13 protein-coding genes, 1 tRNA gene, 2 pseudogenes and 1 riboswitch are annotated in these 13,851 nt (G+C 45.6%); of the genes and pseudogenes, 7 read left to right on the top strand and 9 right to left on the bottom strand.

What is annotated here, in order from left to right; genetic code table 11:
• Positions 1-143 precede the first annotated feature (143 nt).
• From IM322_RS14615 to IM322_RS14605, 3 genes are all read left to right on the top strand, one after another.
• The gene (locus tag IM322_RS14615) at positions 144-290 is read left to right on the top strand and encodes a hypothetical protein (RefSeq protein ID WP_287675922.1); all 147 of its coding nucleotides are present in this window, start codon (positions 144-146) and stop codon (positions 288-290) included.
• Positions 283-468 (top strand): hypothetical protein, encoded by a 186-nt coding sequence (locus IM322_RS14610; RefSeq protein ID WP_002752778.1) that lies wholly within the window; start codon positions 283-285, stop codon positions 466-468. The genes IM322_RS14615 and IM322_RS14610 overlap by 8 nt, the downstream gene beginning before the upstream one ends.
• A gap of 373 nt (positions 469-841) precedes the next feature.
• Positions 842-1,576 (top strand): TIGR02391 family protein, encoded by a 735-nt coding sequence (locus tag IM322_RS14605; RefSeq protein WP_287675924.1) that lies wholly within the window; start codon positions 842-844, stop codon positions 1,574-1,576.
• A 42-nt stretch (positions 1,577-1,618) separates the two neighbouring features.
• On the opposite strand, the gene IM322_RS14600 is transcribed toward IM322_RS14605, so the two are convergent.
• Both IM322_RS14600 and IM322_RS14595 read right to left on the bottom strand, forming a co-directional pair.
• The gene (locus IM322_RS14600; RefSeq protein WP_287675933.1) at positions 1,619-2,413 is read right to left on the bottom strand and encodes a TrmH family RNA methyltransferase; all 795 of its coding nucleotides are present in this window, start codon (positions 2,411-2,413) and stop codon (positions 1,619-1,621) included.
• A gap of 91 nt (positions 2,414-2,504) precedes the next feature.
• A tRNA-Leu gene (locus tag IM322_RS14595) sits at positions 2,505-2,588 on the bottom strand.
• A gap of 191 nt (positions 2,589-2,779) precedes the next feature.
• On the opposite strand from IM322_RS14595, the gene murA reads away from it, so the two are divergent.
• A complete protein-coding gene (murA, locus tag IM322_RS14590) occupies positions 2,780-4,093 on the top strand; it encodes a UDP-N-acetylglucosamine 1-carboxyvinyltransferase (protein WP_287675926.1) in 1,314 nt (437 codons plus the stop codon).
• Between the two features lie 162 nt (positions 4,094-4,255).
• On the opposite strand, the gene IM322_RS14585 is transcribed toward murA, so the two are convergent.
• The 4 genes from IM322_RS14585 to IM322_RS14570 all read right to left on the bottom strand — a co-directional run bounded on the left by IM322_RS14585 (position 4,256) and on the right by IM322_RS14570 (position 8,371).
• A complete protein-coding gene (locus IM322_RS14585) occupies positions 4,256-5,092 on the bottom strand; it encodes an ABC transporter ATP-binding protein (protein WP_286826359.1) in 837 nt (278 codons plus the stop codon).
• A gap of 5 nt (positions 5,093-5,097) precedes the next feature.
• On the bottom strand, positions 5,098-6,501 hold the full coding sequence (locus tag IM322_RS14580) for a CmpA/NrtA family ABC transporter substrate-binding protein (protein WP_287675928.1): 1,404 nt from the start codon (positions 6,499-6,501) through the stop codon (positions 5,098-5,100).
• A 4-nt stretch (positions 6,502-6,505) separates the two neighbouring features.
• Positions 6,506-7,345, bottom strand: a complete 840-nt coding sequence (ntrB, locus tag IM322_RS14575) for a nitrate ABC transporter permease (RefSeq protein WP_061431454.1) — start codon at positions 7,343-7,345, stop codon at positions 6,506-6,508.
• 107 nt (positions 7,346-7,452) lie between these two features.
• A riboswitch (cyclic di-AMP (ydaO/yuaA leader) is annotated at positions 7,453-7,587 on the bottom strand.
• Positions 7,588-7,768: 181 nt separating this feature from the next.
• Positions 7,769-8,371, bottom strand: a complete 603-nt coding sequence (locus IM322_RS14570) for a Uma2 family endonuclease (RefSeq protein ID WP_287675930.1) — start codon at positions 8,369-8,371, stop codon at positions 7,769-7,771.
• A 653-nt stretch (positions 8,372-9,024) separates the two neighbouring features.
• Here IM322_RS14570 and IM322_RS23735 point away from each other — a divergent pair.
• Together IM322_RS23735 and IM322_RS14560 are read left to right on the top strand one after the other, a co-directional pair.
• Positions 9,025-9,543, top strand: a pseudogene (locus IM322_RS23735) (FG-GAP repeat domain-containing protein); the annotation flags it as partial.
• 903 nt (positions 9,544-10,446) lie between these two features.
• A pseudogene (locus IM322_RS14560) lies at positions 10,447-10,575 on the top strand (PEP-CTERM sorting domain-containing protein); the annotation flags it as partial.
• Between the two features lie 180 nt (positions 10,576-10,755).
• Here the strand turns inward: IM322_RS14560 and IM322_RS14555 are convergent.
• From IM322_RS14555 to IM322_RS14545, 3 genes are all read right to left on the bottom strand, one after another.
• Entirely contained in the window at positions 10,756-11,166 is a 411-nt protein-coding gene (locus tag IM322_RS14555) for a type II toxin-antitoxin system VapC family toxin (RefSeq protein ID WP_287675931.1), read from the bottom strand.
• A complete protein-coding gene (locus IM322_RS14550; protein WP_002752790.1) occupies positions 11,163-11,468 on the bottom strand; it encodes a hypothetical protein in 306 nt (101 codons plus the stop codon). The genes IM322_RS14555 and IM322_RS14550 overlap by 4 nt, the downstream gene beginning before the upstream one ends.
• Positions 11,469-11,704: 236 nt before the next feature.
• Positions 11,705-12,637 (bottom strand): hypothetical protein, encoded by a 933-nt coding sequence (locus tag IM322_RS14545; RefSeq protein WP_287675932.1) that lies wholly within the window; start codon positions 12,635-12,637, stop codon positions 11,705-11,707.
• Positions 12,638-12,983: 346 nt separating this feature from the next.
• Here IM322_RS14545 and IM322_RS14540 point away from each other — a divergent pair, with 346 nt between their 5' ends.
• Positions 12,984-13,691 (top strand): SIMPL domain-containing protein, encoded by a 708-nt coding sequence (locus tag IM322_RS14540; protein ID WP_287079217.1) that lies wholly within the window; start codon positions 12,984-12,986, stop codon positions 13,689-13,691.
• Positions 13,692-13,851 lie beyond the last annotated feature (160 nt).

The raw sequence follows: 13,851 nt of genomic DNA, 5'->3' as shown, positions 1-13,851 counted from the left end.
TGAAATGGGGCGAAAGTCTGTGGACTCTGTGTAAGACAGTACATGGTTTTTTAACTGTGGTATGCGACGGTGGTGGAAGCAGAAACTTAAATCGTGAGGTTTAGGAATCGCCGCACTTTTAGGGCGGCGAGGATGTCAAGCAGTTGTATTTACCTTTGTGCGATACTTGGGTGATCTATGATAATTCTGGGGATGAGCCGCACTTAGTTGCTGAACGTCCCTTCAATCAACAAGTCATTATCTATGACTCCTCTATCTGGCAACAAATAACCGAGGCAGCCCATGACTGAGCCAATTCCTGATAAATTATCGGAACGAATCGATACAGGTGTTAGAGTCGCAATCGCAGAAGCAATTGAGAGACACCGCCTCTTAGGAGAGTCTATCAGCATTTTCAAAGATGGCCAAATTGTCACCTTAACAGCCGCGCAAATTCCGCCAAAACTTGCCAAAAAAACGGAAGTGTAAAAAATTGGTTGACTGTATCAAATTTCACTATTCATAGAAACAGTTTCACCTATCCGAGGGATTTATATAGGGCTTGCTGAATAAATGTGAAATATAGACGAGGTAAGGGTTTTAGGGTTCTGTTTTGCTCTCACAGGTGCAAGATTTTGAGAGAATCTTCGTTCAAAACCTTGCGTCTTCATCGGCCCGTGTCCTGTAGGGGCGAAGCATTCGGGCAATAACCTATCGGTGAAACCGTAGATTTTCTATCCGAATGCTTCGCCCGTACTTTTTCAGCAGACCCTATATAGATGTCAATTTTAGCAAATTCCCGTTACGAAAATCAAAAGTACATAGTATAATAGTACTGTTCTTTACCTTTCGAGGTGTAAATATGAGTCTAACAGAAAATCAAAAAAACCTTTTGCGATGGATAGTTAAAGAAGTACGGGCTGGTCATCTTCCCGAGGGCAATATTTTGTGGGGTTGTCAGGTTTTCGGAGGTCCTAGTTGGCCAAATTACACGGGTTCTGATAGCTGTCCTGAGGTCGAATTCACAGAGCTCGCTATATTACAAGACCATCGTTATATTAAGTGGCAAGGAATAGCCTCGGATGAATACAAGGGCGCTCTAACACAAAAAGCTTATGAAGCGGTTGATTCTAACTTTGCTGAACCCAATCGCTCGGCTATTCGTCATCTAATTCCCTTGACTGAAGTTGAACATTTAGACTGCGAACTATGGGAGAGAGTCCGTTTTTCTGTGAGTGCGGGTGGAGATAATCCAAAAGCGTGGGATACTGCGATTCGCAATGCGACAGTGGTTTTAGAAGACCGCATGAGGAAACTGGGAAATATAGATAATATTAATCAAAAAGCCACGGGTAATGGTATTGTTAACCTAATTTTTGGAAGCAATAAATCTCTACAAAAAGATAAGCTTCCATCAGAAGAATTAGAGGCATACCGTGATTTATATTCGGGTACAATGAAGCTTTTTCGTAACCGTTACGCTCATCGATTCATCGATCCTAAACCAGAGGAGGGTGGAGAAATTATCGTATTCATTAATTTATTGTTGAAGATGCTAGATAATTTAGATTGGGAGACAGAAAACGAGAATACATAAATCTCTAATTCTTGTCTGGTTTAACGGTGGATTACGCTGACGCTAATCCACCCTACTGTAGGATAATTGTCTTCTAGCTTCGTAGAGGATGACAGCAGTAGCGATCGCAACATTTAAAGATTCCACACCACCAAAGAGGGGAATTTTCACCGTTTCATCGGCTAAAGTCGCTAATTGGGGCGATAAACCGGCTCCTTCATTGCCTAATAATATTAAAGTCGGACGGGTAAAATCAATCTCCCAGTGGTTTTTGGTGGCTGTGGGTAAAGTTGCGATCGCTTTTACCCCCTGTGCTTGATATTTTTTCACTAAAGCCGATAAATCCGATTCTACCACCAGGGGCGATCGAAACCATTCCCCGGCGGAACTGCGGATCACTTTCGGGTTATCGATTTCGACGCTATCGAGACTTAACCAGATACCCTGTACTTCCGTAGCCACGGCAGTGCGAATAATAGTGCCGAGATTACCCGGATCCTGCAATCTTTCCAAAACTAAGCCCAATTGTAGCGGATTTTGGGGGACTGGATGAAGGTGATGACGGGAAATAGTGGCAATCACACCATCGGGATTAACCGTTGTTGCTAGGGAAGCGAGGACTTCCGGGGAAACTATCTCGACTCGTTTCGCCTGATTTTGAAGCTTCTGCGCTAATTCTCCCTGTCTTTGCCGCCACTTTTCAGTATAAAAAACTGTCTCTAGGGAACAATTCACCGCTAAAGCTGTCTCTAGTAAGTGCGTTCCCTCAATTAAGGACAAATTCTGCTCCTGTCGCTCTCTAGTGCGGTGTAGCTTGCGAATTTGCTTGATTAAAGGGTTTTGAACACTGCTAATCATAGCCGTTACAGGAGAGCGATCAAGACTATAGCCAATAGGATTTTTCACCCCGCTAGGCCTACCCTAAACAACCACGTCTTGAGGGAGATAATGCGGAACTCGGGACTTGAACCCGAAAGTCTTTGCAGACACTAGAACCTGAATCTAGCGCGTCTACCAATTCCGCCAGTTCCGCATTTTTCTTTCACAATCTTTTATTATACTATCGGACAATCCATAAGTCAAGATGGTTCAGATAATTAAGACAAAAATCGCTTTTCGGGGTAGAATCACCAATAATTTCCTCAAAAATCTGATAAAATGCAGTGTCATTTTGCCGAAGCTATCCTTAGCCAAGACTGCCAACCAAGATAAATGAATGATCCTATGACCATCGATACCGAGCATCCCTATTTAGAAATTCAAGGTCGTCACTCTCTCAAGGGTGAAGTCAAGATCAGTGGTGCCAAAAATGCCGCTCTAGTGATTATGGCGGGGGCTTTACTCTGCTCCGACCAGTGCCAGATTAGTAATGTACCTGCCCTGGCCGATATCGAGCGGATGAGTCAAATTCTCTCGGCCTTGGGCGTGCAAGTCCGTCGCACCAAAGATAGACTAGAGATTGATGGCAGAGACCTCAAACAAGCTCAAGCACCCTACGATCTCGTCTCCCAGTTGCGGGCCAGTTTTTTCGCCATCGGACCGATTTTAGCCCGTTTAGGAGAAGCAAAAGTTCCCCTCCCCGGCGGCTGCGCCATTGGGGCCAGACCGGTGGATCTGCACGTTAGGGGTTTACAGTCAATGGGTGCAGATGTATTAATCGATGGGGGCATGGTACACGCCCGCGTTAAGGGTAATGGTCGTCTGAAAGGGGCGAATATTTATCTGGATTATCCCAGTGTGGGAGCGACGGAAACCCTAATGATGGCGGCGACTTTAGCGGAAGGGGAAACCATTCTCGGTAATGCGGCCCAAGAGCCGGAGGTGATTGATTTAGCCGATTTTTGTGTTTCCATGGGGGCAAAAATTCGCGGTGCCGGGACCAATACAATTGTCATTGAGGGAGTTTCCCGTCTGCACAGTACCGATTACAGTATCATTCCCGATCGCATTGAAGCCGGAACTTTACTGATAGCCGGGGCGATTACCCGCTCAGAAATAAGTCTTTATCCCGTGATTCCCTGCCATTTAGCTTCGGTAATTGCCAAACTGCACGAAATCGGTCCGGAAGTGGTGGAAGATGGTCCTAATCGTCTGCGGATTATCCCTAGGGACTTAAAAGCCACCGATATCGAAACCCTGCCCTATCCCGGTTTTCCCACGGATATGCAGGCCCAATTTATGGCTCTATTAACTTTAGCCGAGGGCAGTAGTGTGGTTAATGAAACGGTTTTTGAAAACCGTCTGCGTCATGTGGCCGAATTAAAGCGTCTGGGAGCAGATATCAAGGTCAAAGGAAATGTGGCTTTAGTGCGCGGTGTGCCTTTCCTATCTGGGGCGCCGGTGATGGCCACGGATCTACGCGCTTCGGCAGCTTTGGTGGTAGCGGGATTGGCAGCCCGGGGGACTACTATTGTGCAGGGACTCCATCACCTCGATCGAGGTTACGATAATTTAGAGGGTAAATTAAGAGCATTAGGGGCAAATTTGCGCCGGGTTGATCCTTTAGCCTCAGAATTGGCTACCTTGAGCCAATCTTAATAGGATGATTAGTTATCGCTGTTCTATCGGTGTTGAGTGGATTTCCCGTGGGCAACAATATAGAACAGCGTTATATTCAATCTAGTTGAGGAGATAAAAAATTAACCTAGTTTCTCCTGATTTCAGAGTTGCGACTCTAGGTTAATCTCACTTTTTTACCACCTATTCATCCGCTGTAAAATAACGCTCTAGAAAATCGAGAGCATGATTTCTCAAATCATAATATTCTTGAGTTTCTCGCATGGCGTGACGATCCCGGGGATGGGGAAAAGGGACTGTTAAAATCTCACCGATATTAGCATGAGGCCCATTGGTCATTAAAACAATGCGATCGGACATAAAAATTGCCTCATCTACATCATGGGTAATCATGATCACCGCTTGCCGGTGACTCTCCCAAATTTTGAGAACTTCCTGTTGTAATTTTCGCTTAGTTAAAGCATCTAAAGCCCCAAAAGGTTCATCCATCAATAGCATTTTCGGTCGAGTTACCAAAGCGCGAGCGATGCCCACCCGCTGCTTCATTCCGCCGGAGATTTCTTCGGGATATTTATCAGCAGCGGCCGTTAAATGCACCATAGCTAAATGTTCATTAACAAGGCTATTTTTTTCAACTTTACTAGCACTTTTAAGAACTTCATCCACCGCCAAACGAATATTTTCTCGCACTGTCAACCAGGGCAAAAGAGAATAATGTTGAAAAACCATCATGCGGTCGGCCCCCGGTTGACGAATTAACTTTCCTTCTAAAGTGACCTGTCCCGAGGAGGCTTGTTCTAAACCAGCGATAATTTTTAAAAGCGTCGATTTGCCACAACCAGAATGACCGATCACCGAAATGTATTCTTGGGAACCAATAGTCAGATTGACCCCATCGAGAACGACAAAATTACTGCCATCAGCTTTAGGGTAAGCTTTAACGATATTTTTAATTTCTAAAAATTCCTCCCCAGAAAAGGAACCTGAGATCGAGTTAGGAACAGAGGAGAATTGAGCCATAATAATTATCCCTGCAAATAAAAGAATTGAGGTAAATTGGCGCGAATTTCAAAACTATTGAGATAACCAACGAGATCGCTAGGATCAAAAGCTTTTTGATCAATAAAAGACCTTGCTGGTACGACGTAATAATCCTCGCTGGGACAAATAATACCCATATCGTCGGCGATTTGACGGTATAAATCAGTTCTCCAAGCTTTTTTGGCTATTTCTTCGGCATTTTTGGGTATTTCAGCAATCTGTCCCCAGCGAGCGGCTTGGGTGATTAACCAAAGACTTTCGGATTGCCAGAGAAAGGTAGAATGATCGTGATCGGCTTTGGCAATATCCTGGGGCATGGCGAAAAAAATTGTCGTGGCTATGTCCTTAACCAGACGTTTTCGATCATCGAAACCGCCATAGTTGTAATCGCCAACAATGCCGGGGCGGGTCAATTGTGGTTTTGCCCCTGTAAACGAGCGCCCGGAAATGATCGTCGCTACTTCCTCTCGATTTTCAGGTCGATCGCAATACTGACAAGCTTCAATCATCGCTTTGACTAAAGAGCGATAGGTTTTCGGGTTTTCTTCGATAAAAGACTCCATCACCGCTAGAATGCGATCGGGGTGTCCTTGCCAGATTTCCCGTCCCTGGGCAAAGGTAAAACCGACTCCTTCGTTACCCCTAATCGCCCTAGTGTTCCAGGGTTCGGCCACCATATAAGCTTGCATTGTGCCAATACGCATATTGTTGACCATCTGCGGTGGCGGAATAATCAAAAGACGAAATTCCTCAATGGGATTAATGCCCATCGATGCCGTCAGATAACGCAGGAAGTATTCATAGATGGAGGAACTCAAGACTGCTGCCCAGATGCGCTCTTCTGGGGGGATACTCTGGAAATAGGCGTGCAGTTGCTTGCCCGCTTGCTGAAGATCGCCATTATACTCTCGCCAAGGTCGAAGGCCAAAATCCCACATCGGCCGGTTCATGGTCATAGCGTTGCCGTGTCGATGAATAGTCATCGCCCCACACAGAGGGGCAACCCGCGCCCCTTCTGCCCCCGTCCTCGCATTGGTAATCGCCCCGGAGACCACGGGAGAAGCGTCCAAGCGTCCGAAGATAATCCCATCACGGGAATTCGCCCAACTTGCTTCCCGACTGAGGGTGACATTCAGTCCATACTTGCGAAAAAAGCCTTTTTCCCAGGCAACCGCGAAGGGGGCGCAATCATTGACGGGGACATATCCCACGGTGAGGTTAGGTTTTTCTAGGGTTTTCGGATCGATAATCGGGGTTACGGCCAGGGCTGCCTCGGTTAATCCCGTCGGGTTGCGACTGGCATTGATAGTACAGGCAGTCAGGCTACCAGTAACCAGGGTCGTCCCCAATCCTTGAAGGAAGGTACGTCTAGATATGGGGGGAATCATGGTATTAACTGCCCGGTTTAGCGGGACGATGGGTGACAAGGACTTGTAAACGGCTAATTAGGTAATCGAGGATTAAACCGGTAACGCCAATGACAATCACCGCCAGAAAGACGGAACTAAGGTTTAAGCGATTCCACTCATCCCAAAGAAAAAACCCGATTCCCACACCTCCGGTTAACATTTCCACGGCTACGATGACTAACCAAGCAATTCCTAAACTTAAGCGCAATCCCGTAAAAATGTAAGGCAAACTAGCGGGGAGGATAATTTTAAAAATCTGGCGATATTTGGGCATTTCTAGGACTCTGGCCACATCGATATAGTCTTTGGGTACACTACCGACTCCTAGGGCTGTATTAATCATGGTTGACCAGAGGGAGGTGATAAAAATAACAAAAATGGCCGAGGGTTCCGCGACTCCAAACATGGCTAGAGAGATGGGTAGCCAAGCTAGGGGGGAAACGGGGCGTAGAATTTGAATGATCGGATTGAGGATGAGCATAGCCGGCCGGGATAGCCCGATGAGAAACCCGACCGGAATAGCCACTAATGCTCCCAACAGAAAACCAATTAAGACGCGTCGCAAACTGGCTAGTAATAGCCAACCAATGCCGAGATTGCCCGGACCGCGACGATAGAAGGGATGGAGAATATAATCGAGATTGCTAGTCAAGGCCTGCCAAGGATTGGGCATCAATTCACTTCGGAAAGTCGCAATCATCCACCAGAGGGTAATCAGACCGATAAAACCCATCGCCGGATACAGTACCACATCCTTAAACAGCCAAGCTTTCGCTTGCCTGCCTGTGGCACGCCCAGCGACTAAAATAGCCGCAATATTCATGTTATTTACCCTTATATAAGGATCGAGGTACAGATAATGAGCAGTACCAACCAAGAATCCTGAAAGAGCCAGAATATTTGCAGGAATATCTCCTATTCTGTTTCCCTTCAGTCTTCCCCCAATGCCGACGAAGTTAGCTGACGGGCTAGGACTGAGAGATGTCCTTTTCATTGACTGAAATGCGCCCCAAATTCGGTTCCTCCGCTTCAACACACCGTCGTTGAATTAGGCTGACTTACTCTATTTGCTCAGAATGATAGCACATTCGATCGAGTTGTGGGAAAATCCCGGTCGCCTCTGATACTAAATCCTTTTTTAACAGTATGATTAACTCCCAATCCAACTTTAAAAACCCACTCCCCACTTCCCACTTCCCCACTTCCTTACTTCCTAATTCATAACGGGAGTCCGAAGCGATCGCATTCACCAAATCTTAGCCATTACTAACTCAAACCCCGGCAATTCTGGATCACCACTAACGGTTTCAGGATCATTTAAAATTTCTGGTTCTCGATGGGGGCGATAAATATAGACTTGGCGATTTTGGCGCTCGATTAACCAACCCAATAAAGTACCATTGGCAATATATTCCTCCATCTTTTTCTGCAAACTGGATACTGTATCACTAGCAGAACGTAATTCAATGACAAAATCGGGACAGATGGAGGCAAAAGAGGCTTTTTGTTTTTCTGTTAAAGCATTCCAGCGTTCTAATTTAATCCAAGCAGCATCGGGTGAACGAATTGCACCATTGGGCAGCGTAAAACCCGCACTAGAATCAAACCCCAGTCCCGTTCCATCTAGTTCTGACCAACTCCCCAGTTGCACAGCTATATTAAGATTGCGATTACCCGTATCCGAAAAAGCAGGGGGCATAACGATCACTTCTCCACTAGCGCTGCGTTCAATGCGTAAATCTCGATTGGCTAAACAAAATTCATAAAACTGCTCCTCCGTCATCGGCATAATCCAAGGAAGATCAATCATCAAAGGAGCCGAGGTCGCTTGCACAAGTAGTGTCGTCATATTTTCGCCCTACTCAAGAATTACATGAGTTAACAACTGAATGCCCCTCAATCTTAACTTAGCTCTTGTCATCGGCATTGTTGACTACTGGAGATAGAATGCGATCGCTCTTAACGTTGCTAAAGAAGCCTGACGGAGCGGAATGTAAATATTTATAAAAATGTAGCTTAGAATACAGTTCTGGGGGGGGGGAATGTGTATTGTTTTGCTATCTCCTTTTGGGGTTGGGTTGGGTTGTTGCTTGACCTGGCTGCGAGAGGGGCGAGATCATTTTAATCCGACATTCCGCACATCTTCATATACCTATGTATATTTTTACATTCCCCAAGATGTTTTGAGGAAAAACCTTGATTGTAGAAACTACTAAGCTAAACGGCGCTTAACCTGCATGATCCAATAGCTATAACCCTTTTGGAGTCTATATCGGTGATCCGAAGTAAAAGCCGTTTAGCTTATTGAGAGCATTTTCAACAATTGATTTTTTCTGAGAAAAAAAATTACAATTCTTCACCTTGATAAAAATCAATCATTGTAGCTATAGTCCTTACTGGCAATGAGTTTCAAGCAATATATTAGTAAAAATTATCAATTGAATGTTAAGAAGTGCGGAAAGTGGGTTTTTAATTCATCTAATTTAGCGGAGTAGCATTAACATGATTTTGTCTTGGGCGAGAAAGTTATTAAATATTGCACTTGCTGGAGGAGCTACTGTAGCGACTTTAGGAGGGATGGCAAAAGCTAGTGCTGCCGACTTTTCAACTGTTCTGGAATGGTCATGGACATCGAGTACGACCCTGCCAGATTACCTAAACGTCATGAATACCCCCTCGGCAATCGACCTCACTGGAGACGGTATTCCCGAGGTAGTCTTCGGCGCGACTAACTCTACAGGCGGTGGGGGTGTTGAGAGCGGCGTACTCCGTGCGCTGAGGGGCAACAATGGCAGCGAATTATTCACCGTAACTGACCCAACGCTCCGCATCAACACCGCTTCCTCCATCGCCACCGGAGACATTGATGGGGACGGATTTCCCGAAATCATCGCTAACGATGCCTCGGGGACGCGGCTGCTCGCCTTCGAGTCTAACGGCAGCTTCAAGTGGCGGAGTCCAGTGCTACAGGCGGTGAACTGGGGGGCACCGGCAATCGCCGACCTTGATGAAAACGGAGTGCCAGAAATCATCATTGGTCGGCAGGTGTTAGACAACAATGGAAGCATCCTTTGGACAGGCACAGGAGGAAGCGGCTCACAAGGCATAGGACCTCTGTCGTTGGTCTCCGATGTCGATCTTGATGGAAGCCCCGATATCGTAGCTGGCAACACTATCTACAGTGCCACCGGCGCGATCAAACACCAGAACGCGGCGCTTCCCGACGGACTTAACGCCGTTGCTAACTTTGATGCCGATCCCGAAGCCGAAATCGTCCTAGTCAACGGCGGTCTGGTTTGGCTGCTGGAGCCTGACCTGTCAGTAATATGGGGTGGAGTTTCTCTTCCCAGAGGCGGAGTCGGAGGACCGCCAACCATTGCCGACTTCGACAACGATGGCGCTCCAGAGATTGGGGTTGCCGGTGCCACGCGCTATGCGGTATTTGAAACGGATGGCACACTCAAATGGCAAACAGTCACTCAGGATAGCAGTTCCAATCGCACTGGCTCCTCAGTGTTCGACTTCGAGGGTGACGGGGCGGCCGAAGTGATTTACGGCGATGAACTCAAACTCCGAGTTTATCGCGGTTCTGACGGCTTTACCTTGTTTGAGACACCCAAGAGTTCTTGTACTTGGTACGAGTACCCATTCGTTGCCGATGTCGATGGTGACAACTCGGCGGAGATTGTCGCCGTCGCTAACAATAACTGTGGCTTCGGTCCACAGCGGGGTATCTTCGTTTACGGCTCTGCTAACGACGACTGGATCGAAACTCGTCGCATTTGGAACCAGCATACCTATCACATCACCAATGTGCTGCCTGACGGAACCATACCAACTGAAGAAACTCCTACTAATTGGCTCGCTACCAATCCCCATCTCAATAACTTCCGCCTTAATCAGTATGGTCCAGGTGAAGGACCTATATCAGTCCCCGAACCCGCCTCCATCCTAAGCATACTCGTCCTCGGCACACTCGGCGCAGCCTCAACCCTCAAGCGCAAATTGAAGACTTCCAAATCGACAGAAAAAGAAACCACAAAAGTATTCTAATACCATCAATAAAATCCCACAATTCCCCTTCATTAATTGGAGGGGTTTTTATTAGTTGTCAGTTGATTGTTAACTGTTCCGCGAGCGAGATTTGAGCATAATTTAGCAGATAAACTACCATAAATGCTTGGGGATAGTTTTTCCTAGCTTAGGGGGACTGAAAGTTTAATTTTCCCTCTGTTATTCAAATAGAATTATGAAACCCTCTTGCTGAAAATGATTGTCGTGAGTTAACACTTGACTGATTTTTAAGCGCTGCATGACCGTCAATGAAATACAATCTGTCAGCCTATATTCTTTGTCTGGACGGCGGCGGTATAACTCGAAGCCTTGCAGGAATGATTCTCGGTTTTGCGGAATGACTTGAAGGCGGGGATTCTGGAGCAGATCATCGATAAATTCGACAGTACGCCGCTTCCGATTTGCTCCCCGGACTGACATAAAATTCAGTAGCTCTACCAAAACTTCATCCGTCGTCACAAGTTTAACGTTTTTGAGACTGGACGTAACTTCTCTGGCTCGTTGATGCCAATTATCTTGGGGATTGATTAAAGCAACCCAGTAGAAAGTGTCGGCAAAAATTTGTTTCATTGCCTTTTCTTGGGACTCCCATAAAGATAATGGTCATGCTCTTCTGCACCGTCAGATGGAAGCGGCTCAAGTTCTTCTTCAGGGAAGTTCAGATTCAACCTATCAACTATCTTTAAAATTGATTCTCCAGTCTCCTCTTGAGATATATCAGAAGCCATCAGATGAGTTTCCAGGGCATCTTTCAGTCGATTTAAAACGCCTTCTAGAGAGCTATCCTGGTAATCAATTGCTGCTAATTCAGGAGATTTGAGTGAATATCCGTCGGGATTCTTGGAGATGACAATGCTGATTTGATTGACCATAATCCTTCCTATCTCAGGCTAATCAAGAATTGGGACTTCTTTAGTCTAGCAAAATAAGCAGTACATTTATAGCAGTTTTCATCAGAATGAGGTATGGGCAAGGATCTTAAACCCTTTGTTAGCAAAACTTGTCGATACCTCAGTAACGTGAAAAGCGCGATAAGGTTCTTCAGGATTTGGAAATGATTGTTGATCGGGAATTTTAATTGTCTGTTTTTGAGATTGGGACTGAAAGTTTAATTTTCCCTGAATCTTTCTAACAGTTCTGAGCGAGATAAATTCGCCAGAGAAAGAAGTAACCCGGTGCGTTCGGAGACGGGAAGTTGGGCAATCTGTTCCACCAGACCAGATAATTCTGTATCTAGGCTGCCAAAGCGTCCTTCCAGAAGACTGGTTATCAGGGAATACCGTTCTTCTAAACTGCCTCGTTGTATCCCTTCTTGTTTCCACTCTTCCCGTTGTTTTAGATAAGCTGGTGATAGGTTCATAATGTCCTCCTGTTCTTCGGTACTTAAATTATCTCTTAATTCCAAACTCTGCCGCCAGTTGGCCAGAATTTCCAGTAAATTCTCTTGGAAAGGATTACCTTCAGGCAATTGCACTAATTCTTCTACTGCTCGTTTCTGTGTCCCTCCTTTCCCTAGTACCCTCAACCATAAAGTCTCCTCATTGACTGGTAATTGATGGATGGCAACAATTCCTGTTTTGAACAGGCTAGGGGAAAAATAAACTCCTTTTCCCCACTCCTCTTTCATCCCCTCTTCCGGTAGGAATGAAGGGGGGATTCCCACGAATTCTTCAATCATTCTCGCTGAAAAAGTAGGCGTTAAAATCCAGAGAACTGGTAGTTCAGCTTCTGTTAGAGTTTTGCTTGTCCGTTTCGCCTTCCTTAAGACCTCGCCATGAACCGCATATAACTTTGAGATGCAACTGCGAATCTCTACCTCGGAGGGTGGGTTACGGAAAGGTTCAAATAAGCAGCAAGTCGCCGCCATTTTAGCGAGTAAACCCAAGGGTAATTCCGTCCTTGATGCTGAGGCTGGTTCAAACCAAACATCGATTTCTTGGACTTCACTCTTGACTTTCTTGCTCTTTTTAATCGTTCCTAGAGACGCTAAGAGTTCCTCTAAATATTCCTTGGCAAATTGGTCGTGAATTTGGCGAGTCATTGAAGTGGATAATTAAGCCGAGAAAGTGCAGTAACAATCTTGTTAGATCATAGCAAGTTTTGAGAATTTATCTTTTTAATCAACTAGGTTTCAATTAAAGATAATGCAGGACATTTAGGGCTGGACGTAACTTCTCTGGCCCGTTGATGCCAAGAACAGCGTTGATCGGATAGATGAGGTACAATAGCAGCGGTGTACGAACCAATCTTGCTTAAAGGCCTCTTCTCAAGTTCCCAGAGCTTAGTCACCAATATTCCGAAAGTGACGGAAAAGGGATAATCTTCCACTCAATTGCCCAAAATAAAGGCTAGAATCGAAATATAGTATCGATCGCTACGGATTTTTCATGAATTACAGAAAATTTTGCTTGGCTTTTTTGCTGTCCCTTATCCTCATCAACACCGGATTAGTTATGCCTAGTTACGCAAACACAAGAGAATTGAGGACAATTACCGTGACGGGAGAAGGAATAGAAAATATCGCCACTTCTCAAGCAATAGTGCGCTTAGGGGTAGAAGTTCAAGGCAAAGAAGCGGGGAAAGTGCAGCGGGAAGTCGCCAGTCGTAGTGATGCGGTAGTTAAATTTCTCCGTTCCCGTCAAGTGGAAAAATTGGAAACCACCGGCATTAGTTTACAGCCCAATTACGACTTCAGCAACAACCAAAGACGTTTAATCGGTTATATCGGGGCTAATTTGATTAGTTTTCAGATTGATATAGCCGAAGCGGGTAGTTTAATCGATGAAGCGGTGAAAGTCGGGGCAACACGCATCGATGGGGTCAGTTTTACTGCTGGCGAATCAGCGATCGCAGCTGCCCAAAGAACCGCTCTCATCAAAGCCACGGAACAAGCTAGAGAACAGGCGACAATCGTGTTACAAGCCCTCGGTTTATTGCCGAAAGAAACGGTTTCTATCCAAGTGGGTAATACCGGTAATCCCGTGCCAATAGCCCGCTCAGAAGCGGTTTTTCGGAGTGCCGATGCTGCCAGTAGCCCGGTTATCGGAGGGGAACAAACCCTGCGCGCTGCTGTCACCCTCGAAATTAGCTATTAACATCTGTAGCTAGAGACAATAGACCTCTTGCATAATTTTTTTATGGTATAATGGAGGGTTTTGCTTTTTTCTCGATTCTTACATTGAAGTTGAAAAAAGAATAAAATGTGATCTTAGGTCAGGAAATCATCTATAATTTTGCTATGTTTATTAGCAAAAT

This window comes from Microcystis sp. M109S1 (assembly GCF_020247025.1).
Lineage (GTDB): Bacteria > Cyanobacteriota > Cyanobacteriia > Cyanobacteriales > Microcystaceae > Microcystis.
The sequence above is the reverse complement of the archived record's forward strand: the minus strand, read 5'-3'. Positions and strand labels throughout refer to the sequence as shown.

Coding starts and splice junctions, on each gene's coding strand:
- IM322_RS14610 (WP_002752778.1), top strand. CDS start 283: ATGACTGAGCCAATTCCTGATAAATTATCGGAACGAATCGATACAGGT.
- IM322_RS14605 (WP_287675924.1), top strand. CDS start 842: ATGAGTCTAACAGAAAATCAAAAAAACCTTTTGCGATGGATAGTTAAA.
- IM322_RS14600 (WP_287675933.1), bottom strand. CDS start 2,413: ATGATTAGCAGTGTTCAAAACCCTTTAATCAAGCAAATTCGCAAGCTA.
- murA (WP_287675926.1), top strand. CDS start 2,780: ATGACCATCGATACCGAGCATCCCTATTTAGAAATTCAAGGTCGTCAC.
- IM322_RS14585 (WP_286826359.1), bottom strand. CDS start 5,092: ATGGCTCAATTCTCCTCTGTTCCTAACTCGATCTCAGGTTCCTTTTCT.
- IM322_RS14580 (WP_287675928.1), bottom strand. CDS start 6,501: ATGATTCCCCCCATATCTAGACGTACCTTCCTTCAAGGATTGGGGACG.
- ntrB (WP_061431454.1), bottom strand. CDS start 7,345: ATGAATATTGCGGCTATTTTAGTCGCTGGGCGTGCCACAGGCAGGCAA.
- IM322_RS14570 (WP_287675930.1), bottom strand. CDS start 8,371: ATGACGACACTACTTGTGCAAGCGACCTCGGCTCCTTTGATGATTGAT.
- IM322_RS14555 (WP_287675931.1), bottom strand. CDS start 11,166: ATGAAACAAATTTTTGCCGACACTTTCTACTGGGTTGCTTTAATCAAT.
- IM322_RS14550 (WP_002752790.1), bottom strand. CDS start 11,468: ATGGTCAATCAAATCAGCATTGTCATCTCCAAGAATCCCGACGGATAT.
- IM322_RS14545 (WP_287675932.1), bottom strand. CDS start 12,637: ATGACTCGCCAAATTCACGACCAATTTGCCAAGGAATATTTAGAGGAA.
- IM322_RS14540 (WP_287079217.1), top strand. CDS start 12,984: ATGAATTACAGAAAATTTTGCTTGGCTTTTTTGCTGTCCCTTATCCTC.